Consider the following 22,296-nt stretch of genomic DNA (forward strand, 5'->3'; position numbering starts at 1 on the left):
TTATTAATTGAAAGTTGAAAAGGGAAAGTTAGAGGTTGGAAGAGGGGAAAGAAGGAAGTAGTATGACTTACACAAAAACCCGAAACCCGAATCTAGCAACTCAATACTCATTTTTTATTACACATACCTCTTATAGGTATTTTTTATTATAAATTATTTTATGAAAATCATTACATCGCCTGCCAAATTAATGAATGTAGAAAATTCAACTGATTTATTGAGATCTACGACACCTAAATTCATTGAAGATGCAGAATTTATACAATCTTTTTTAAAACATAAATCTCCCAAATATCTTTCTGAATTAATGGAGATCTCGCCTAAACTGGCAGATGAAAACTGGGAAAGAAATCAAAACTGGAAGTCTAACCCCAAGCCTAAAGAATCAGCTCCTGCAATGTTTGCATTTACGGGAGAAGTTTACAGAGGTCTGGATGCTAAAACTTTAGACAAGAAAGCCATCGATTACTTACAGAAAAACTACAGAATGCTTTCCGGATTATATGGTTTATTAAAACCCTCTGATAAAGTCATGTTGTACAGACTTGAAATGGGGCGTCACTTTGAGTTTGACCAATATAAGAATCTGTATGAATTTTGGAGAGAAAAAATCACCGAACAGCTGAACTCCGAAATGAAAAAAAATGAAGTTCTTCTTCATCTGGCAAGCAATGAGTACGGAAAAGTGATTGACCGAAAAAAATTAAATCATAAAGTCATCGATTTTGATTTTTATGAATTAAAAGAAGGAAAGCTAAAAACTATTGTTGTGTATACCAAACATGCAAGAGGACTTGTTGTAAGATTCTGTGCTGAAACCAATGCCCAAACGTTGAACGATGTAAAAGCATTTAATTACGACGGTTATTTGATCGACGAAGAAAAATCTACTGATACAAAATTGGTTTTTGTAAGATAAATGACGATCTCAGAATTTAAAATACATTTTAGAAATGAACTTCATCAGGTTTATACAGAATCTGAAAGTTCATTTTTATTTTCAATTTTCATAGAAAAAATCACAGGCCTTGACGCATTCCAGCAAAGGAGATCTTCTGATGTGGAGTTGTCATCTACTGATGAACAAAAGTTTCAGGAGATTATCATAGAATTAAAAACCCATAAACCTTATCAACATATTTTAGGGGAAACTGAGTTTTACGGAATGACGTTTTTTGTGAATGAGCACGTTTTAATACCTCGTCCTGAAACTGAAGAATTACTGGAAATAGCAATCACCCGGATTCAAAATTCAAGTCCAGTGACTGAGAATTTAAAAATCCTTGATATTGGTACGGGAAGTGGTGTTATTCCTTTAGTTTTAAAGAAACATTTCCCACAAGCAGAGGTTTCGTCCATAGATTTTTCAGAGAAGGCATTGGAAACTGCAAAAAAGAATGCTGCTCTTCATCAACTGGATATTCATTTTATTCATGGTGATTATTTGAATTATGAGCTCATTGATAATTATGACATTATTATTTCAAATCCTCCTTATATTGGAATTGAAGAAGAAGTGGAAATTGAAAACTCAGTAAAAGGATTCGAGCCCAACATGGCCCTCTTCTCTCCTACTTCTGATGCCCTTATCTTCTATCGGAAAATAGCTGAAGACTCAAAAAAACATTTAAATCAAGATGGATCATTATTCCTGGAAATTAATCAAAAACTAGGCCCGGAAACTTTGGACCTTTATTCCTTTTTCTCAGAATCTGAATTGATTAAAGATCTGTCTGGCAATGACCGATTTGTAACCGGAAAAAAATAAAATTAGGGGTATTTTTATGTATCTTTAATTAAAATTTTTAATCATCATGCCACATTTTATTATAGAATGCTCTGTAAATATTTTAAGTCAGCAATCTCCTGGTAAAATTATGCAAGCTGTATACGAAGGTGCTGAAGCATCTGACCTTTTCGCAAAAAATGACATTAAGGTTAGAATTTCACCTTTCAAATATTATAAACTTGGTGAGGGGAAAAACGGTTTCATCCATATTTTTGGGAATATCATGGAAGGAAGAAGTGCTGAACAAAAAGCAAATCTATCAAGACAGGTAATTGAACGTCTCAATCTGCTGTTTCCTGAAATTTCTTTTTTATCAATGAATATCACAGAATTTGAAGCAGCAACCTACTGTAACAAATCATTAATCAATCCTGAAAACATGAACAAAGACAGACATTTTGGTAATTAATAAGGCTTTTAACTGCTTGTAAATTTCAGGATTACAAACAGATTCAATAATTAGGTTAAATAGCACTGATAATTATGAGTACCTTTTAAGAAACAATTTAACCTTGAAATCGATGAACTATTTTTCTGCTTTACATATCAAAAAATACATTGTTTTTTTGTTTTGTTTATTCCTGCTTTCATGTGGAAAAACTCCAGAAGATATTATTACCCAATATTATAAAAACGGAGAATTGAATGGTAGCATTCTCGTTATGCAAAACAACAGAATCCTCTATGATTCTGCAGTGGGCTATGCCGATTTTAACCATAAAAGAGTTCTCACTAAGAATACTCCTTTCTATATTGCTTCATTAAGCAAACCCTTTACTGCAACAGCTATCATTCTATTGCAACAAAAAGGACTATTATCATACGATGACAAAGCTTCTCAATATCTTCCTGAGCTTCCAGATTATGCAAAGAATGTCAGTATAAGACATTTACTCAGTCACACATCAGGTATTAGGGATTATGAAAGTATTCTGACTGGAAAAAAAGGATTAAATAATCAAGACGTTCTCAATTGGTTACAGGAACAAAAAGGATTGCAATTTCCATCAGGAAGTCACTTTCAGTATAGTAACAGTGGTTATATTATCTTGTCAACTATTATTGAGAAAATTTCCGGTGATTCATATAAGATGTTTCTTGAGAAGAACATCTTCGTTCCCCTAAAAATGAACAATACAGAGGTATATGACGGATCCACATCTATTAATAAGAACAGGGCCATAGGTTATGATCGCCAAAAAAAGCCTGATGATTATTCTATTTTGACAACAGGAGACGGTGGTATTTATTCTACTCCTGAAGATCTGTACAAGTTTGATCAGGCGCTTCGCGATTTCTCACTTGTCAGTAAAGAAAATAGTAATCAAATGTATACCCCTTTTACATTATCTGATGGAAAGCCCTCCATGTACGGGTTTGGATGGTTTATAGATGATTCTGCAGGAGGAAAAACAGTAAGTCACACCGGTGGATTGGATGGGTTTCGTGCATTATTCTGGCGCGATCTTAAAAATAACAAAACCATTATTACCCTGACCAACCAGGGAGATGCATTTCCTTTGCAAAATTTCCTGAATGATATGAAACAATCAACACTAAAAAACTAAATTAAATATGGAATTTAAGGCTCATGAGATCAATGGAACTAAAATAGCGGAAATAATCTCTGACACCATCATTATACACTCAGCCCAGGACGGTTTGGATCTTTTAGGCAATATATATTATCAGGGTTTTGATAAGGTGATCATTTATGAAAAAAACATGACGCCAGATTTCTTTGATCTTAAAACTAAAATTGCCGGCGATATACTTCAGAAATTCTCGAACTATCGTGTGGGGCTAGCTATTGTAGGAAATTTTAGTAAGTATGAAAGTAAAAGTATTAAAGATTTCATTTTTGAAAGCAACAAAACCCGACATGTCAATTTTGTTGAAGCCTTACCTGAGGCTTTAGAGAGACTTTCGAAATAGCATATTCTTTATTTTCAAAGAAATTAATGGCGTCTGTAATTGCTTTCTCAATTGGCTGATATTGAATTTCCAATTCATCAATTGATTTCTGACCTGTATAATAATTATCAATTCTCAACGCTTTCATGTTGGGAGTGCTCAAACTTGTTTTGATATTTAGAAATCTCAGCAAATCACCTATTATACCAAGGAAAATTAAAATAAAACCTGGTAATGGAAGCAACAGAGGATTTTGTTTTGTAATGACATTTACTTTTTTAAAGAAATCCTTATACTTAAGATTTTCATTCGTTAAGAGATATTTCTCTCCGTTTTTCCCTTTCTTAATAGCATTGATAACTCCCTGAGCTGCATCTTCCACATGGACAAAATTCTTTCCCCCTTTCGGATAAAAGACCAGTTTCTTTTTCCACGCCCAGAAAATAATTTTTCCCGAACTGGGTTTCCGGTCATAAGCACCGATCATAAAGGTGGGATTAAGTATGACCACCTCAGTTGTTTTATTATTTCTTAAAAGAAAACTCTCGGCTTCAACTTTACTTTTCGCATACAAAGATTTTGTAAAGGGATATTTCTGTGGGGATTTTTCATTTCCCGGCTCAGCCAGATTTCCATAGCCCATTGTATTTGCCGTACTGACAAACAGGAATTTCTTAACACCCGCTTCTACAGCTTCAGAAAATAAATGAACAACAACATCATAATTCGTCTTTCTATATTCTGCATAGGAAAGTAAACTCTGACTGGTTTCAGCCGCGATATGAATGACAAAATCTGCCTCTTTCATATAAACAGAAACATCAGTAAACAGATCACCCTCAACTAATTGGAGGTTTTCATCTTCCTGACCATAATAGCGACTTTTCTGCCGCACCAAAGCAATAACAAAATAACCATCTTTTAATAATTTTATAACAACATTAGTTCCTAGAAGTCCGGTAATTCCGGTTACAAATACCTTTTTCATGCCCCTATTTCTCTTTTTATTGCATTGGTCATCAATGGTAATTTGATCCAGATTGGCAGGATTTTCATCACAAGCCAGCTTATCGGGTTTACCATGATCACTGAATCTCGTTTGAACAGTTGATTAACACAACGCGCAGCTACTTTATTAGGATCTAATAAAGTTAATTTTCCTAAAAAACCCTGTTTTTCAATTCTTTTGCAGACATCTAAATTCGTTTTCATAGCTCCAGGGTTTACAACACTTACAAAAACATTAGTATCTTTCAACTCTTCATGCAGTCCTCTCGAAAATGAATGAATAAAGGTTTTTGAGGCCGGATATACTGTTTTAAAACCAATTGGGGAGAAAGCAGCCATACTGGAAACATTTAAAATGTAGGCTTTAGGCTGTTTCAGTAAGTTCGGCAGTAACTGGTGGGTCATTAATGAAGTGGCCATAACATTGACCTGTAAAATAGTGTTGATGTAATGGGGTGTGGCATCCACAAATTTCTGAGTTCCTCCTAATCCTGCATTATTGATTAAGATATGAATATCAAAAGACCTGTTGAGCTCTTCTGTCAGATTCAGCACATTTTCATTTACAGAAAGGTCAATCTCATAATAATGTGTTTTCACATCATACATTTCAGCGATCTCCTGGCTTAGTTCCCGCACATTCTGATTGGGTAAACTGACAAGAATAACATTGATCTTCTTTTTAGCAAGATGTTCAACAAGAGCTTTTCCCAACCCCTGACTTGCTCCTGTTACAACGGCGTATGATTCTTTGGTATCCATAACAAAAATTATGGTACAAATGTATCTTCACAAAGAGGTTTTCCTGTTCCAGATTATATGAGTGAACACATTCAGGGAAAATAAACAAAACCCTTATAATCAATCAATTATAAGTAAAAAAAGTTAAAATTTATAAACCTGAACTTATTTTTTAAACTCAGAAGGTGTTTGATCAGTAAATTTTTTGAAAGTGGTATTAAAAGAGGTCTTGGAATTGAATCCTGATTCATACGCAATTCCTAAAATCGAAAGTTTATTGGCTGTGTTATCTTTTAACAACTTTTTAGCGTATTCAATTCTGTATTCATTAACAAACTGAAAAAAATTTTTTTGAAACCCGGTATTAATCACATAGGACAAGTGATGGGTAGAGACAGAAAGTTGTTCGGATAATTTAATTAAATTGAGTTCACTATCAAGATAAGGTTTTTCCTGCTCCATTAATTTTTCAAGATCTCCCTTGATCCTTAATAATTCTTCGTCAGGTATTAGTTTCCTCTTAATTTCTTCGCTCTCATTTTCTTCATTAATTGATATAAACTCATCAAGTTTCTTCTCTTCGACCGGATAAATTTCTTTCTGTTTTAAAGAATAATAAGCCACAAAATAAATAACCAATAAAAAAGCAATGTTAATAAAGGCATTTAATGAAGTAGGATCATAAAAAAGATTGTAAATAACATATATAATGTTGATGATAAAAAGAATCAGGATAATATACTCCAGCCAATTAAGATTGATTCCCTCTGTATTTGCTGAAAACTGCTGGATTCTTTTTTGATGTTTTCGTATAGTGAAATAAGAAAGTCCCGTGTAGAACAATGCCTGGAATAAAATCAACCCTATAAATGTAAATTCAAAAAAAGACTGGTCAGTAAAATTTCCGTAGCGCTGTAATACTAAATTGATCAGAAAAAAGATAGGTAGAATGGCATATTTTATATCAGACCACTTAAATTTAAAAGAAGGATTTGCAAAAAATAAAACACTGAAATAAAACATAACCGGTGTCAAAAACTGAACAAACTGAACAGAAAGAATGGAATGAATCTCTATTTGTGAACCTTTTATCAGAGACCAAATTTCATCCAGCCAATATGTAGACCACAAAAAAAGGAATAACCCAAACCACAAATTGCCCTTTCTATTTACCTTAAGAGGATTCGCCAGTTTTAACAGAGAAAGCAAAACCAATGAACCATATATAAGTATAACGATAAAACGATTTAACTCAACTGTGCTCATTGGTTTTGATTTTTTATTTAAAGATAGTTCTTTTTATCCTATTCTTTTCCTTACAAAAATCTCATAGCTTAAATACAATAACGGAACAGCCATGATCCCAATATACAGAGCATTATCCATTGCTCTTGCAGGCTGATTAATAACAGCATATACGAGACCAAAAAATGCACCTCCTAAATGAGCAGCATGCCCAATATTATCATGCTGTCTGGGATTGAGCATCATGTAAACCGAATAGCTGAAATAGAGAAGACCAAAAATAAATCCTGGAATACCAATAGGAATAAAGAATATATAGATCTTAAGGTCCGGAATCAGCGCAATTCCAGCGAATAATATTCCAGAAACTCCACCACTAGCGCCAATAGCTGAATACCAAGGCTGTTTTTGATAAATAAATAATGAAAACATATTTCCCAGCAATATAGATCCAAAATACACGATGATAAAGCCTATATTTCCAAAGCCTTCCATAACAATGGGACCAAAGAAATACAATGTCATCATATTGAATAGAAGATGCATAATATCTGCATGCAGAAATCCTGCTGAAAGTAAACGAATATACTCTTTTCTATTTTGGATAGCTCCTACGTTGAATTTATACTTCTCAAAAATACTATTGTTATTAAAAGCAATAAAGCTTATAATGCTGGTAGCTATAATAACTAATAACAGGATATTCATAATTAATTCAATATTTAATTTTCTTCACCATCTCCTTCAAACAAGTCTCCGATAATTCCTCCGTCTTCATCAATATTTTCTGTAGGCTCAGGTTCTTCGTATATTTCCGGCTCTTCTTCTTCAATTTCCGGTAAGGTAACGTTAATTGTTTTTACTTTAAACTTGGTGAACTGGTTTCCAATAGCTTTTATTCCTTTTACCGCAATAAATTCATCAATATTGATGATTTCAGGTTCACGTTCTTTTCCTTTATCTTTTGCGAAAATTATTTCTGCCGTTGATCCGTTCGTAACAATTACATTTTCCACAAATGACTTATTATGCTCGGAAGGCATAAAGCCTTGTGGGTTTACATTGTTCTCCAACAAGAATCTTTTGATAAAATAAATATCCTTTTCACCATCATAATAAATACAGGTAACAGGTTGTTGCGGACGCCATTTCTCTAAGATCAGATACTCATCATCAAAACGATTTCCAAGGTCAAAGCTTACTAATTTTGCCTCTCCATTAGAATTGATCGTTAAAATCTTATCATCTCCTTTGAAATTCCCCAATAAAGTACCTCTTCCATCAGCATTCAATCTTCTTACGGTATCATCAAACCAAATTCTCCTTGGAGCCAGTGTAGAAATACCTTCTTCTTTAAGATCTACTTTTTTAACCGAATATTTGGTTACTAAATTTCCTTTCGAATCACGTCCTTTAATAGCTAATTCAGAAAAATCGATATCCATTTTGTTTTTTCTGATCCTTGGGTTGGGTTTTAAAAGAACGGTAACCGTTTCTGCTTCTCCATTTGGATTTGCTGAAAAATAAAGTACTTCAGATCCTTTTTTATCTGAAGCTAAAGGATAGTCTGTATTTCTGGTCACAGCTGTTACAGAGAAACGCTTCATATAATACGGACCTTCTTTTCCTTCTCTATAGATCATATTATAAACCGTTCTTTTGTCATTTTTCTTCCAGACAGCAACATGGAGAAGATCTTTTCCGATAAAAGTCTTAGCTTCCACTTTTACGATCTTCATGCTTCCGTCTTTTCTGAAAGTAATGATATCATCAATATCGGAACAGTCAAATAAATATTCGTCTTTTCGTAATGATGTTCCAATGAATCCTTCTTCCCGGTTCATATAGAACTTCTCATTAGCTACAGCTACTTTTGTTGCATCAATAGTATCGAAAATTCTCAGTTCTGTTCTTCTTTGTCTGTCCTTACCATACTTCTTCTGAATATTTAAGTAATACTCAATGGCATAGGCAATCAGATTGGCTAAATTATGTTTTACAAGCTCTATTTTCCCTTCAAGAGCAGCAATATTTTCTTTAAATTTATCTAAATCGAATCTGGAAATTCTCTTGATCCTGATCTCAGTCAGTTTTAAAATATCCTCTTCAGTTACAGCTCTTAAAAGATGCTTTGTATGAGGCTTCAGACCTGCATCGATTGTTTTTATAACATCTTCCCAGGTTTCTACCTCTTCAATATCATGGTAAATCCTGTTTTCAATAAAAATCCTTTCCAATGACGAAAAATGCCAGCTTTCCTGTAATTCATGCAGTTCAATCTCAAGCTCTTTCTTTAACAATGAAACGGTGTGATCCGTATTCATTTTAAGGATCTCCGAAACATTCAGGAACATCGGTTTATCGCCCACAATGACACATGCATTTGGAGAGATCGTAACCTGACAGTCTGTAAATGCATATAAAGCATCAATCGTTTTATCAGGTGATACATCATTATGCAAATGAATAAGAATTTCTACCGTATCTGAAGTATTATCTTCGATTTTCTTGATCTTGATCTTCCCTTTTTCATTGGCCTTTAATATAGAATCTATCAGATCACTTGTTGTTTTAGAGAAAGGAAGCTCAGAAATAACCAATGTATGTTTATCAGTCTGGGTGATTCTCGCTCTAGCACGAACTTTTCCACCTCGGTGACCATCATTGTATTCCGAAACATCTAAATATCCTGCCGTTAAAAAATCCGGAAACAGCTCAAACTTCTTCCCTTTCAAATGGGCAACAGATGCATTGATTAATTCATTGAAATTATGCGGAAGTATTTTAGTAGAGAGTCCGACACCAATTCCTTCTACTCCCTGTGTTAAAAGCAGCGGAAATTTTACCGGTAAATCAATAGGCTCATTATTTCTTCCGTCATATGATTTAGACCATTCCGTAGTTTTAGGATTGAAAACTACTTCCAGAGCAAAGGGGGTTAATCGTGCCTCAATATATCTCGCTGCTGCTGCTGAATCTCCGGTATAAACGTTCCCCCAGTTTCCCTGAGTATCTATCAGAAGTTCTTTCTGCCCGATTTGCACCATTGCATCTGTAATGGAAGCATCACCGTGAGGGTGATATTTCATCGTGTTACCTACGATGTTGGCCACTTTATTATAACGTCCGTCTTCCAGCTCCCGCATGGAATGCATAATTCTTCGCTGAACGGGTTTTAATCCATCATATACTGATGGAATCGCTCTATCTAAAATCACGTAAGAAGCATAGTCCAGAAACCAGTCCTTATATAGTCCGGAAACCTTCTTCAAGCTCTCGCCTTCATGTGAATTTTCTTCTGTCATTATCTGTTGTTAACGTTTTTCTCGTTATTAGCTTTTACTACTTTATTTAATGAGAATTTTAAATCGTTTACTTCTTTCGTGGTTAAATATGATATTTCATATTTCAACATTGTGGAACCACTATTCTTACTTGAAATGGTAACATACAACCTTTTTACAAAAAATAGATTTACGATCTCATACTTTATTAATTTATATTTTGGAAATTCATCACTTAATGGTTTATCCAAAAAAGGAATGATATTTCTGTTTTTGAAATTGAGGGCCTCTCCATCACTATCATACTCAAAAATTTGCCTCCCGGTAAGATGGAAAGCAACTAACATGATTAGCGGAACAATAATCAATAAATAGCTTTCTGATCCTAAAATATTAAACTTATATTCTTCTAAAAAGAAGGATACAATTCCGCCGACTAACATCATTATTAAGAGGGTATTAATAAAGTTATAGCCCGGCGCCTTGTTGCGGTTACTTAATCTCATTATAATTTGTGTTTAAAGTTAAAGTTATCTCATTAATTACTCTTTATGGTTTAGTTTTTTAGAAAGTTTTTGAGGGATCTGTTTAACCTTCTATTTCACTTATTATTTCCCTACTATCGATATCTCCTTCTTCTACCACCAGATTTTCAAGAATGAAAACTTGTCGGTCCGGTGTATTTTTCCCCATATAAAACTCTAAAAGCTGTTCAATGGTCTGATCTTTACCTACAACTACGGGCTCTAAACGGATATCCTTCCCAATAAAATGTTTAAACTCATCAGGAGAGATTTCACCTAATCCTTTAAATCGGGTAATTTCCGGGTTCTTTCCTAATTCATTCAACGCTTTTACTCTTTCCAATTCAGTATAACAATACCTCGTCTCTTTTTTATTTCTTACTCTGAACAAAGGAGTTTGAAGAATGTAAAGATGTCCATTCTTAATCAGGTCAGGGAAAAACTGTAAAAAGAATGTGATCATTAAAAGACGGATGTGCATACCATCCACATCGGCATCTGTTGCAATAATAACCTGATTATATCTTAAATCTTCAAGACTTTCTTCTATATTTAAAGCAGCCTGCAGTAAATTAAATTCTTCATTTTCGTATACTACTTTCTTGGTTAACCCATAACAGTTCAATGGTTTACCTTTTAAAGAAAATACGGCCTGCGTTTCCACATCTCTTGACTTGGTGATCGATCCTGATGCAGAATCCCCTTCCGTAATGAAGATCTGTGTATCGCCTTTTCTTTCGGCTTTCTGATCGTTATAATGCTGTCTGCAGTCACGAAGTTTCTTATTATGAAGCGATACTTTTTTCGCTCTTTCTCTGGCTAATTTCTGAATTCCTGAAAGCTCCTTTCTTTCTCTTTCTGAAATTAGGATTTTTCTTTGAATCGCTTCTGCAATTTCAGGATTTCTATGTAAAAAGTTATCGAGTTTGCTTTTTAGAAAATCAATAATGAAAGTTCTTACTGTAGGACCATTCGGTCCCATATCATTCGATCCTAATTTTGTTTTGGTCTGCGATTCAAATACAGGTTCCTCCACGTTTATTGAAATCGCTGCGATAATAGATTTTCTAATATCTGAAGCATCAAAATTCTTATTAAAGAATTCACGGATGGTTTTCACATAAGCTTCACGAAAAGCATTTAAATGGGTTCCCCCTTGAGTGGTATTCTGACCGTTTACAAATGAAAAATAGGTTTCAGTTTGCGATTTGTCCGAATGGGTTATCGCCAGCTCTATATCATTATCCATCAAATGAACGATAGGATAAAGGATTTCACTTTCTAATTCTTCTTCTAAAAGATCTTTAAGACCATTCTCAGAATAATAAGTTTCTCCATTAAATAATATTTTTAACCCAGGGTTCAGATAAGCATAATTGCGGAGCATTCTTTCGATATACTCTTTTCTGTATTTGAAGTGAAGAAATATTTCTCCATCCGGAATAAAAGAAATTTCAGTTCCGTTTCGATCTGATGTATCCTTTTCTTCATGATTTTCAGAAATAATTCCTCGCGAAAATTCCGCCACCTTCATTTTCCCCTCACGGAAAGACCTTACTCTGAAATAATCAGAAAGAGCATTAACTGCTTTTGTACCCACTCCATTTAACCCTACAGACTTTTTAAAGGCTTTACTATCGTATTTACCTCCTGTATTCATCTTGGATACTGCATCAACTACTTTTCCCAGAGGAATCCCACGGCCAAAATCACGAATAGTTACCTTACCATCGTCTAATTTTATTTCAATTCTTTTACCCGATTTCATTCTGAACTCATCGATCGAGTTGTCCAGAATTTCTTTAAGTAGAATGTAAATACCGTCATCGGCAGAAGAACCATCTCCCAGCTTTCCGATATACATACCGGGACGCAAACGAATATGTTCCTGCCAATCTAGGGTTCTGATATTATCTTCCGAATAGATTGGATTTATTTCTTGTGACATAAGTTATTTCAGCAAACATACAAAAATACGAAAATGCTTAAAATTATCCGAATTTTTCTAATTCATTTTTTATAATATTATTGAATATGTATTGCATTATTATCAAGCAAATTTTATATTTACATTATTATTCCAGAATAAGTGAAAAACATACAAGCTTTTCCTCTATTTTTATTAATACTATTCTTCCCTTTTTCCTTTTATAGCCAAATCCCAGGGCTGGTGAATTATAATGAAGAAGATGGCTTGAACAGTTCCACCACTTACGGAATGAATCAGGATAAAGAGGGATTCATCTGGATTGGGAGCGATAATGGGTTATTCAGGTTCGACGGAAAAGAATTTAAACAATTTAATGAAAAAAACGGACTAAAAAATATTGATGTACTGTCGTGCAACTCCCTATCTAATGGTGAAAATTTCATCATGTCTTATTTAAATGATTTTGCTTATCTGAAAAATGGGAAAATTATCAATTCGGATGATAACAAAGAACTCAAAAAACTCATTCATGTGTCAGCAAATTATAGCAAAGGAGACTCTATATTCCTATTTAATTCCACTGCTCCCAGAGAAATTTTCATATATCATAATGGGAAAGTAAAAACGATCCCATTACAGTTAGGCAAAGACTTTCTATCATGGAACAAACACTATGCATTTTCTTTTGACGTTAACCTCCATCTTCTTTATCTAACCGATCATAATGGCCAGGTTGTAGCTTATGACATTTTTACCAAAAAGAAAACGATCTGTAATCTTTTTCTACCTAAAACCACGATCTATAAAGTAGGTGATTTTTTAGTTACGAAATTGGATAATAATAGAGTAGAAATTTATAAAAGATATAACAGATATTATTTCAAAAAAATCCAGTCATTTTATATCCCTGAGAAGATTTATCAGGTTGTTGTTGATAAAAATTACAGGGTATGGCTTTGTCTGGACGAAGGAGGCGTCCTTTATTACAGACAGACCTTACTGGAAGGGAATCTTTCGCATCCTATTAAGATCATGGATAACTTTATTATGAATCATATTTTAATAGACCGGGATAATAATGTATGGTTTTCAACAAGAAATAATGGGGTTTATTTTATTAATGATAAATTTTTCAATAATTACATTCATTTGCCTGTAAAAAACAATTCATCTTTCATTACGGCTATAGGAAAAAGTGGAAGAAATATTATTTTAGGATATAATGAAGCAAAAAGTGGTATTTTAAAATCCAATACCATAACAGATATCACACTTGACAAAAACAGAAGAATTCAGACTAAAGCCATATTTTCAAAGGGAAATACTATTCTATATGGATTTAATCTGAGTATTATTAAATACAATACGTTTACTCACAAAATAACCCATATAAAAGATTTCAGTTTAAAAAATATTCTACCCTATACGAGCGATTCTGTATTTCTTTGTACCTCACAGGGACTTACCGCCTACAACTTTGTGACAGATACATATTCCCTGTTGCTTAATGAAAGAACTTACAACGCTCTGTCCTACAGCAAAGACAGCATATTTGTCGGTGACTTTAAAGATTTATATAAGCTAAATGTGAGAACCAAGAAGAAAAGTTTATTTCTTGAAGGATATTATTTCACTGATATCAAAAAGCTCAAATCTAACCTATATGTCGGTGCTACAAATCTTAATGGTATTATATTTTTTACTAATAAAAAAGTAATAAGAAGAATTACTGAAAAAAATGGTTTATCGACCGATCAGATAAAGAAAATAGAAGTTCAGAATGAAAATGTATTTTGGGCAAGTACCAATTCCGGACTGAGCCGTATCGAGACAAAAGGGACTCATATTAAAATCAATAACTTCACCCAAACCGATGGACTTCCATCCAATGTAGTTGCGGGATGTGTAATAAGAGATGATACTATTTATGCGGGAACTACAAAAGGTTTAGCTATTCTTCCTATCAGCAGTTTATTGACACAGCAAAAGTTTATCAATAAAAAAGTAATCATCAATTCCGTTACCATAGGAGATAGGGAAATTTTTAATCTGGACCAAAAAATTGTAAGCGAGACCCCTGAAAACAATGTTGCTTTTGATCTCAGCTTTCCCGACTATGCTTCCCAGGGAAAAGTAAGTTATAAATATAAAGTTGAAGGTCTGAGTGACGAGTGGCAGACGAGCAGTTCCCCCAAAATCATGTTTAATTCCATTCCTCCGGGAAAATATACTTTTGAAGTTTTTGGACTTGGCTACAACGGAAAGCAGTCTTACACCTTTTCCTCAATAACATTTGAAATCAAACCTAAATTTTGGCAGACATGGTGGTTCAAGTTTTTACTGATCATGTTGGGGTGTTCAATTGCTTTTATCCTGATCACTATCTATTATCAGAGAAAACGCAACAAAAAACTAGAGACACTGTATTATGAGAAAAAAATTGCTGAACTCGAACTTCAGGCGATCAAGGCTCAAATAAACCCCCATTTCATTTACAACTGTCTTAATTCCATCCAATTCTTACTCTATAAAAAAGACTATGATGAGACTGAAAATTACCTGGATATTTTCTCTCAAATGATCAGAAAAACGCTTCATTATTCAGAAAAAACATTCATGCCCATAAAAGAGGAAACCGAGTATCTTTCCCTGTATCTGAATATGGAGAAGTTACGGCTTAAAGAGCAATTCGATTATAAAATCAAGGTCTCTAATGCTGTCAATGAAAACTGGATTATTCCATCTCTGATGATCCAACCTTTTGTTGAAAATGCTATAAAACATGGAATATCAAGCCTGAAAGACAGAAAAGGATTTATAGAGATCTCATTCGATTATATTGATTCTTTGCTCTGTATTACTATTGAAGACAATGGGATAGGAATCGGAATTAAGCCTGAATCTGTTAAAAAGGCTAATTCTTTTGGGGTAAAATTATCCCAGAAAAGAATTGAAACATTTAGACAGCTTTTTGACACTAATATAACATTAGAGCTTAATGATCTTTTGGAAAAAGAACAAAGGGCCGGCACACAAATTAAACTATATATGACTCCATATGAAAACCAAAATACAAGCCTGCATCATTGATGATGAGCAAGATGGCAGAGATTACATTGCTCTTCTGCTTCAGAATGAATTTCCGGATATTCAAATTATATTTCAGGCTTCTAGTGTAGAAGAAGCATACATTAACCTTATAAAAAATGCTCCTGATATCCTTTTTCTTGATGTTCAGCTAAAAGATGGTACTGCATTCGATCTTCTTTCAAAATTCAGAGAAATCAATTCACAAATCATTTTTATTACAGCTTTTGAACATTTTGCCATCCAGGCTATCAAGAATGGGGCAACGGATTACCTTTTGAAACCGATCAAAAAAATGGATTTTATCATCGCTGTAAATAAAGCTCTGGAAATCAACAAAAAAAACAAAACCTCCACAGCTTCTTCGAATCAGAATAAAATAAGCCTCCCTACCCTGCAAGGATTCAAATTAACCAATATTACCGATATCGTTCGTTGTGAAGCAGATTCCAGCTATACGACATTTTATATGAGCGATAAAACAAAAATAATAGTTTCTAAAACATTGCATGAATTTGAAGAGTCTCTGGCTGATTACAATTTTTTCAGAATCCACCATAAGCACCTGATCAACCTCAGTCATTTAAAGGAATACATAAAAGGAAAAGGTGGCCAGGTGATCATGACTGATAATTCGGTTCTGGATGTTTCTGTCCGAAAGAAAAATGATTTCCTGAATAGAATTGAACATTTGGAATAATCAGACGACTTCATTTGCGGTAAAACATAAAGCAATCTATCATTTATAATAAAATTTAATATAAGAGCTATCCAAATTTTGGGTAGCTCTTTTTTTAACCCGAATTACAATTAAGGTTTAAACAATGACACTTATTAGGAAAACAGATACACTTACGTGTTCACAATATTGTGATATTTAATATACTGATACATTTATCAAACTAATAAAACAAAATTTTAATCCATGAAAACAAAAACTTTTCTAGTCCTGGTTGGACTGGCAACCACACAATCCATTTTCAATTCTTGTGGTGAGGACAGCACAAACATTCAAAATGAAAGCTACCAGTCTTCTCCCTCTTCATCAAAAACAACCCCAAGCTTTACCAATGGAACTTATTTTACAGATCCGCAAGCTGTGAATGCAGGGTTTGAATTTATCCGAAGTAAATTTGCACAAAATCCCGGCTATGTATTAAATCAGCAAGATCTGAATACATTCTATGACAAAGCTCAAATTGCAAGCAATGAAAGATTGCCTTTGGATCAGGTTAATAATATCATTAACAAAACCGTAAGCCTGATGCAGGTTCCTTTTGCACAAGCTGTTCAGCAATTAAATATTTCGAGTGCGGCAAAATCGTTAGCCATAACCATCAATAATGGATCAATCATTCATTTGGAGGCCAACGCAGCCTATAACAACCTTCCTGCTAATGAAAAGTCAATGATTAAGAATATCAACGATTATAAATACAATACTGAGCAGGGAAATTATCTGATCACAGGAATTCCTACGAGTAAACAGCCTATGTGGATTACGGGTGGTATGATCGGCATGGTAGGCGGCGGTTTGATCGGATTCGCAGTTGCAGGTCCTGTTGGAGCACTTGTAGGAGCTGGAATAGGTGTCGTTGGTGGCATAGTAACCGGAGCTATCCTTGGAGCGAAATAGATTATGTTATCTGTATCTGTTCATCAAAAAATAATTTTTTTAATTGCTGTTATGAGCCCTGTGCTCATAATAGCATTTTTCTCCTTCCATAAAAGCCCCTCTTTAGAATCAAAAATAAAAAAAATTGAATTTGAAAAAGAGGCCATTTACCTCATACAAAGAGGTACTAGTGGAAAGCTGGGAAATGTCGCAAAGGATTTTAATATTAATAATAAATATGCTTCCCATTTAGGAATCGGTTATTTTGAAAACCATGTCCTTACTGTTTATCATGTTTATGTCGAAAAAAACAGCAGCGGTAACAGCTTATATATTGAACCTATTAAGAATTTCATTTCACCAAAAGACTTAAACTACCTATCGATATGGCGTTTAAAGAACATTGATTTACAAAAATTTGATGGTATCAGAAATACACTTATCCAATCCGGAAAAGAAAATATCAATTTCGATTTCAATTTTGCTGCCGATAGTAAGGCGTATTACTGTTCAGAGTATGTTGTGAAGGAACTCCAAAAGAATCACGTGGAAATCATGTCCGATCATAAAAAAAATATCACCGGAATGATCAGACAAATTCTAAAAAAGGACACCCTTACCTATTTTCCCGTAGATGGCTTTGAAAACAATGATCAGGCAATCAAAGTCTTTGAATGGATAAAGTAATCACCACTGTCACAGTAAAAATAATTACTTAGAACCAATAACGGTATAAACCAATTAACAGAGTATTAATTCATAAAGTTTTTGCTGGTTTTTGATCTACAAAACCAATCACCTATTATGATAAAAATGTATTGTTTAAGCATTTATCTGATTCTTGGATGCTTCCTGTTTAATGCACAGGCTCCATGTTCAGATTTCAACGATCCCGCTAATCCAAAAGGACATTGGGACCCGGCCCCCTACCCAAACGGCAATGTAAATTATTCTGCCGGCAGTCCTAATGCATTGGACGGTTCCCAATATATTATATTGGATGACTTATCTGGTGGATCCTGGTTTATTAATTCTACCGATTATAAAAATATCGGACAGCGGTTTTCAGGACAGTGTTTATATTTTGATTTTTACCTGGAAAAAGATGGCGGCTTAAATGCTCCGGTGCATCCAACAATCTACGTGATGTCAGGTGATAAAATAATAACATTTACCGCAAATATTACCGTAACACAAAACAGTGGATGGGTTCGTGTACGTGCACCTATAGCCAACGCTACAGCTTCTGCTTTTCCAAGTAATTCGGAAGGTACATGGAGCATGCCGGGGGGAACGTGGACAGATTTCAACAATGTTATGAATAATTCAACGGCATTGCTGATATCTCCTGATATCACTTCAAGCCCAAGTGAAAGAGTGTATTATGATAATATCTGTATTAAGTCTTGTGACGGGTGTACAGCTGATTTCAAACTTGATGCATCATTTGCCAGTGGCTCAGGAAATGCCTCAGTTAACTTAACAATCATTAATCCTATTCTGGTTTCGACTCCAAACAATCCTGGCAGTACATATACTGTGAATTGGGGCGATGGAACTTCATCACCTTACATCATTTCAACTTTATCACATAATTATACGAATGCCGGCACTTATTCAATATGTGTTACCGAAAAACAAGGGAAATTAGTCGTGTGTACCAGATGTTTCACTTTCTGTTATTCTAAATCTAATGTGCTTCCAAAAGAAGTAAATACAGTCAATGTAACCCCACAAATTGATATCAAAGCCGTTGCAAAAGAAGAACTTGCAAATGCGAATAATGATTACAAACTGGTTCCCAATCCCGCTAAAAGCTATGTAGATATTCAAACAAATCTTTTAGAAAGAGGGACTGTGTCCGTAAGAATTATCGATATGTCAGGAAAAACGGTCTTAGAAAAATCAGAAAATTTAGAAAGCGGCCGCCAAAATATAAAACTTAATACTGAACATCTTATTCAGGGAAATTATATTGTTGAAATTAAATCAGGTAATAAAACAAATTCTCAGAAATTGATTATTTCAAAATAGATTCATAACAATCTAAACAAAGGCTATCCTAATTGGGTAGCCTTTTATTTAATCAGTACCTCTCCATTGAAAAAAATAAATTAAATTAGGTGTACATAAAATATCACCTATGATACAACTTCCTTTTTCCAAGCTTTCCAATGTAGGAACGACCATTTTCAGCCAAATGACGCAACTAGCCAATGAAAACCAGGCAATCAATTTATCTCAGGGGTTTCCGGATTTTATGCCTGACTCCGAACTCTTAAATCATGTAGGTGATTTCATTAAAAAAGGTTTTAATCAATATGCTCCATTAGGCGGTATGATCGGGCTGAAAGAGGAAATAGCCCGAAAAATTGAAAACAGTCATCAGGCTATCTACCACCCTGATTCTGAAATTACTGTTACAGCCGGTGGAACTCAGGCCATTTTCACTGCTATTGCCACATTTATAAAAAAGATGATGAAGTCATTATTTTTGAACCAGCCTATGATTGCTATGAACCTACTGTAGAATTATTCGGAGGAGTTATCAGGCGTTTTGAAATGAAAGCTCCCGATTATGAAATTGACTGGACCACTGTAAAAGGACTGGTAAATGATAAGACAAAAATGATCATCCTCAACAATCCCAACAACCCTTCAGGAAAGATTTTAAAAGAAAAAGACATTCAGGAGCTTATTCAATTGGTAAAAGATACATCCATTCTTATTTTAAGTGATGAAGTATATGAAAATATTGTATTTGATGGAAAACAGCATTTAAGCATCTGCAAATACCCTGAGTTACAGGAAAGGAGTCTGATGGTCGCCTCATTTGGTAAGCTTTTCCATGTTACAGGCTGGAAAGTAGGATATTGTGCAGCGCCAAAAACACTGACAGATGAATTCAGGAAAGTTCATCAGTTTAATGTCTTTTGCGTAAATACCCCCATTCAAATGGCATTGGCAGAATACATGAAGAATGATGACCACTACAATCATCTCAGTGAATTTTTCCAAAAGAAAAGAGATTTCCTTAGACAGGGGCTTTCGGGGACTTCATTCGAATTGCTCGATTGTGAAGGAACCTATTTTCAAGCTTTAAAATACAGCAAGATATCAGATAAAAACGATTTTGAATTCGCCAGCGAATTGACTGTTACCCATAAAGTGGCAAGCGTCCCTTTCTCTTCCTTCTATAAGAATAAACTGAATGACCATGTCATTCGATTGTGTTTTGCTAAAAAAGAAGAAACCCTGGAAAAAGCGATTGAAAACCTTTCAAAAATTTAATTTAAATCAACAGATAATAAAAAAAGCAGTAGAATACCTACTGCTTTTTTTATGTTGTAATCATCTATATGCTTATAAAGCCATTCCTCCTGAAACTTCAATTCTCTGACCTGTAATCCAGGCAGCATCTTCTGAACAAAGGAAAGCGACTACTCCACCCACATCTTCAGGGAGACCGGCTCTACCTAAAGCCGTAATATTGGAAACTAATGTATTCACTTCCTTATTATCGCGTGTTCTTCCCCCTCCAAAATCAGTTTCGATGGCTCCTGGGGCAACTACATTGGCTTTAATTTTTCGTGCCCCTAATTCTTTTGCCATATACTTGGTAAGCATTTCAACTCCTGCTTTCATCGATCCATAAACAGAGGAACCTGGTAAGGCAAATCTTGCCAGCCCTGAGGAAATATTAACAATTCCTCCACCGTCGTTCATGAAAGGTAGAAATTTCTGACTAAGGAAAAAGACTCCTTTAAAATGAATATCAATCATATCATCCACCTGCTCTTCCGTAGTTTCAGTTATGGGAGAATATAAAGCCGTTCCAGCATTATTGATCAGATAATCAATATTCGAACTCCCCGTGTTTTCATGTAAATGAGTGGTTACATTCTGAATAAAAGCATCAAAACTTTTTATATTTTTTGTATCCAATTGAAAAGCAATAGCATTCCTCCCTAAAGCTTTGATTTCAGCAACGACATCGTTAGCTTCTTCTTCACTGCTTTTATAAGTGATAATAACATCAAGTCCTTTTTCCGCTATTCTAAGCGCAGAATTTTTTCCAATACCACGGCTTCCTCCTGTTACTAAAGCAATTTTTGTTTTTGTGTTCATTTTTTTGTTATTTTTAATAGGACAAAGTTCATTCTTTTAATGATCCAAATACTTGCTTCAATCAATCGAAAATTTGCAAAATTCAAATCAGGCACGAAACTGCAAAGGATTGAAAGATGTTTTTCTCTTAAAAAAGTTTGAAAAATGGGCGATTTCTTCAAAACCCAATGCATAAGATATCTCTGAAACATTCCAGGTTGTCTGTCTTAATAAAATTTTAGCTTCCTGGATAAGACGGTCTGCAATAAATTCAGTTGTGGTTTTCCCTGTATTTTCTTTAAGTTTTTTGTTCAGATAATTAACATGGACTGATAACCTGTCAGCATAATCTTTTGCTGTTTTAAGCTGTAATCTTTGATCGCCCGATTCGATCGGAAACTGCCTTTCTAATAATTCAATAAACAATGAGACCACCCTTAATGATGCATCATTTGAAGTAGACAGTTTAGTGGCTGGCTGTAATTTTTGTCCATAATGAATAAGCTCAAGCACGTAATTCCGGATCAGGTCATATTTAAAGATATAATCTGATTCAATTTCCTTTTTAATTTTTTTAAAAAGAATTTCAATTTCATCTGCTAAAATATCATCGATTTCAAATAAAGGAATTCCGCCAGGCTGAAAGATGGGAAGATCTTCAAGCGTGCTATGCGATTTATCCTTTATAAAAAAATCCTCTGTAAATACACAAAAACTACCCGACTGATCGGGATCTTCAGGAATCCAATGATAAGGAACTTTAGGAGTGGCAAAGAGTAATGCATTATTTTTTATGGCAATTATTTTATCTGCATATTCAGCCCTGTTTCGTCCCCGGATCAGACTTATCTTATAATATTTCCTCCGGTTGTAAGGCATTTCAGAAGTTGTCCTTGATTTTTCAAGAGTTTGCGCAATGTCAAAAACATTAAAATGTCCAATATCCTTATGAAGGCCCTTGGGAAAAATACTTTCCAGATCTTTCCCTAGTTTTGCGGTCATTTCCCTATAAAAATCTTCTAAAGAAGCATGTACAATCTTTTCCATAAAGA

Annotated in this window: 19 protein-coding genes and 1 pseudogene; 11 read left to right on the plus strand and 9 right to left on the minus strand. The window is 34.3% G+C overall.

The features are described from left to right. Window positions 1-160: 160 nt before the first annotated feature. From yaaA to CEY12_RS05540, 5 genes are all read left to right on the plus strand, one after another. Window positions 161-919 (plus strand): peroxide stress protein YaaA, encoded by a 759-nt coding sequence (gene yaaA / locus CEY12_RS05520; RefSeq protein ID WP_089026736.1) that lies wholly within the window; start codon window positions 161-163, stop codon window positions 917-919. Continuing rightward, window positions 920-1,768: a peptide chain release factor N(5)-glutamine methyltransferase gene (prmC, locus tag CEY12_RS05525; protein ID WP_089026737.1), complete on the plus strand. Its 849-nt coding sequence runs from the start codon at window positions 920-922 to the stop codon at window positions 1,766-1,768. A 46-nt stretch (window positions 1,769-1,814) separates the two neighbouring features. Next, entirely contained in the window at window positions 1,815-2,198 is a 384-nt protein-coding gene (locus CEY12_RS05530) for a 5-carboxymethyl-2-hydroxymuconate Delta-isomerase (protein WP_089026738.1), read from the plus strand. A 112-nt stretch (window positions 2,199-2,310) separates the two neighbouring features. After that, window positions 2,311-3,357, plus strand: a complete 1,047-nt coding sequence (locus CEY12_RS05535; RefSeq protein WP_089026739.1) for a serine hydrolase domain-containing protein — start codon at window positions 2,311-2,313, stop codon at window positions 3,355-3,357. Window positions 3,358-3,364: 7 nt separating this feature from the next. Beyond that, the gene (locus CEY12_RS05540) at window positions 3,365-3,724 is read left to right on the plus strand and encodes a DUF4180 domain-containing protein (protein ID WP_089026740.1); all 360 of its coding nucleotides are present in this window, start codon (window positions 3,365-3,367) and stop codon (window positions 3,722-3,724) included. Here the strand turns inward: CEY12_RS05540 and CEY12_RS05545 are convergent. The 7 genes from CEY12_RS05545 to CEY12_RS05575 form a co-directional block, all read right to left on the minus strand. Next, window positions 3,675-4,691 carry an NAD-dependent epimerase/dehydratase family protein gene (locus CEY12_RS05545; protein ID WP_089026741.1) on the minus strand — a complete coding sequence of 339 codons (1,017 nt, stop codon included), beginning with the start codon at window positions 4,689-4,691 and terminating at the stop codon, window positions 3,675-3,677. The genes CEY12_RS05540 and CEY12_RS05545 overlap by 50 nt on opposite strands. Beyond that, window positions 4,688-5,473, minus strand: a complete 786-nt coding sequence (locus CEY12_RS05550) for an SDR family NAD(P)-dependent oxidoreductase (protein WP_089026742.1) — start codon at window positions 5,471-5,473, stop codon at window positions 4,688-4,690. Before CEY12_RS05550 ends, CEY12_RS05545 begins: the two co-directional genes overlap by 4 nt. 144 nt (window positions 5,474-5,617) lie before the next feature. Then, a complete protein-coding gene (locus CEY12_RS05555) occupies window positions 5,618-6,718 on the minus strand; it encodes a helix-turn-helix domain-containing protein (RefSeq protein WP_089026743.1) in 1,101 nt (366 codons plus the stop codon). A 33-nt stretch (window positions 6,719-6,751) separates the two neighbouring features. Continuing rightward, entirely contained in the window at window positions 6,752-7,405 is a 654-nt protein-coding gene (locus tag CEY12_RS05560; protein WP_089026744.1) for a rhomboid family intramembrane serine protease, read from the minus strand. 14 nt (window positions 7,406-7,419) lie between these two features. Then, a complete protein-coding gene (locus tag CEY12_RS05565; protein ID WP_089026745.1) occupies window positions 7,420-10,002 on the minus strand; it encodes a DNA gyrase/topoisomerase IV subunit A in 2,583 nt (860 codons plus the stop codon). Beyond that, window positions 10,002-10,427: a hypothetical protein gene (locus CEY12_RS05570; RefSeq protein ID WP_228409800.1), complete on the minus strand. Its 426-nt coding sequence runs from the start codon at window positions 10,425-10,427 to the stop codon at window positions 10,002-10,004. Before CEY12_RS05570 ends, CEY12_RS05565 begins: the two co-directional genes overlap by 1 nt. A 142-nt stretch (window positions 10,428-10,569) precedes the next feature. After that, entirely contained in the window at window positions 10,570-12,453 is a 1,884-nt protein-coding gene (locus tag CEY12_RS05575) for a DNA topoisomerase IV subunit B (RefSeq protein WP_089026747.1), read from the minus strand. Between the two features lie 222 nt (window positions 12,454-12,675). Between CEY12_RS05575 and CEY12_RS05580 the strand changes: the two genes are divergently transcribed. The 6 genes and pseudogenes from CEY12_RS05580 to CEY12_RS05605 all read left to right on the plus strand — a co-directional run bounded on the left by CEY12_RS05580 (window position 12,676) and on the right by CEY12_RS05605 (window position 20,428). Further along, a complete protein-coding gene (locus CEY12_RS05580; protein ID WP_157676758.1) occupies window positions 12,676-15,525 on the plus strand; it encodes a histidine kinase in 2,850 nt (949 codons plus the stop codon). Next, window positions 15,494-16,222 carry a LytR/AlgR family response regulator transcription factor gene (locus CEY12_RS05585; protein WP_089026749.1) on the plus strand — a complete coding sequence of 243 codons (729 nt, stop codon included), beginning with the start codon at window positions 15,494-15,496 and terminating at the stop codon, window positions 16,220-16,222. Before CEY12_RS05580 ends, CEY12_RS05585 begins: the two co-directional genes overlap by 32 nt. Before the next feature lie 225 nt (window positions 16,223-16,447). Then, the gene (locus CEY12_RS05590; RefSeq protein WP_089026750.1) at window positions 16,448-17,158 is read left to right on the plus strand and encodes a hypothetical protein; all 711 of its coding nucleotides are present in this window, start codon (window positions 16,448-16,450) and stop codon (window positions 17,156-17,158) included. 51 nt (window positions 17,159-17,209) lie between these two features. Beyond that, entirely contained in the window at window positions 17,210-17,824 is a 615-nt protein-coding gene (locus CEY12_RS05595; RefSeq protein WP_157676759.1) for a YiiX/YebB-like N1pC/P60 family cysteine hydrolase, read from the plus strand. A 126-nt stretch (window positions 17,825-17,950) separates the two neighbouring features. Continuing rightward, window positions 17,951-19,171, plus strand: a complete 1,221-nt coding sequence (locus CEY12_RS05600) for a T9SS type A sorting domain-containing protein (RefSeq protein WP_157676760.1) — start codon at window positions 17,951-17,953, stop codon at window positions 19,169-19,171. Between the two features lie 109 nt (window positions 19,172-19,280). Then, window positions 19,281-20,428 (plus strand): annotated as a pseudogene (locus CEY12_RS05605) (methionine aminotransferase). A 72-nt stretch (window positions 20,429-20,500) separates the two neighbouring features. Here the strand turns inward: CEY12_RS05605 and CEY12_RS05610 are convergent. Next, window positions 20,501-21,265: an SDR family NAD(P)-dependent oxidoreductase gene (locus tag CEY12_RS05610; RefSeq protein ID WP_089026753.1), complete on the minus strand. Its 765-nt coding sequence runs from the start codon at window positions 21,263-21,265 to the stop codon at window positions 20,501-20,503. An 87-nt stretch (window positions 21,266-21,352) separates the two neighbouring features. Beyond that, window positions 21,353-22,291: a helix-turn-helix domain-containing protein gene (locus CEY12_RS05615; RefSeq protein WP_089026754.1), complete on the minus strand. Its 939-nt coding sequence runs from the start codon at window positions 22,289-22,291 to the stop codon at window positions 21,353-21,355. Window positions 22,292-22,296: the final 5 nt, after the last annotated feature.

The organism is Chryseobacterium sp. T16E-39, assembly GCF_002216065.1.
Lineage (GTDB): Bacteria > Bacteroidota > Bacteroidia > Flavobacteriales > Weeksellaceae > Chryseobacterium.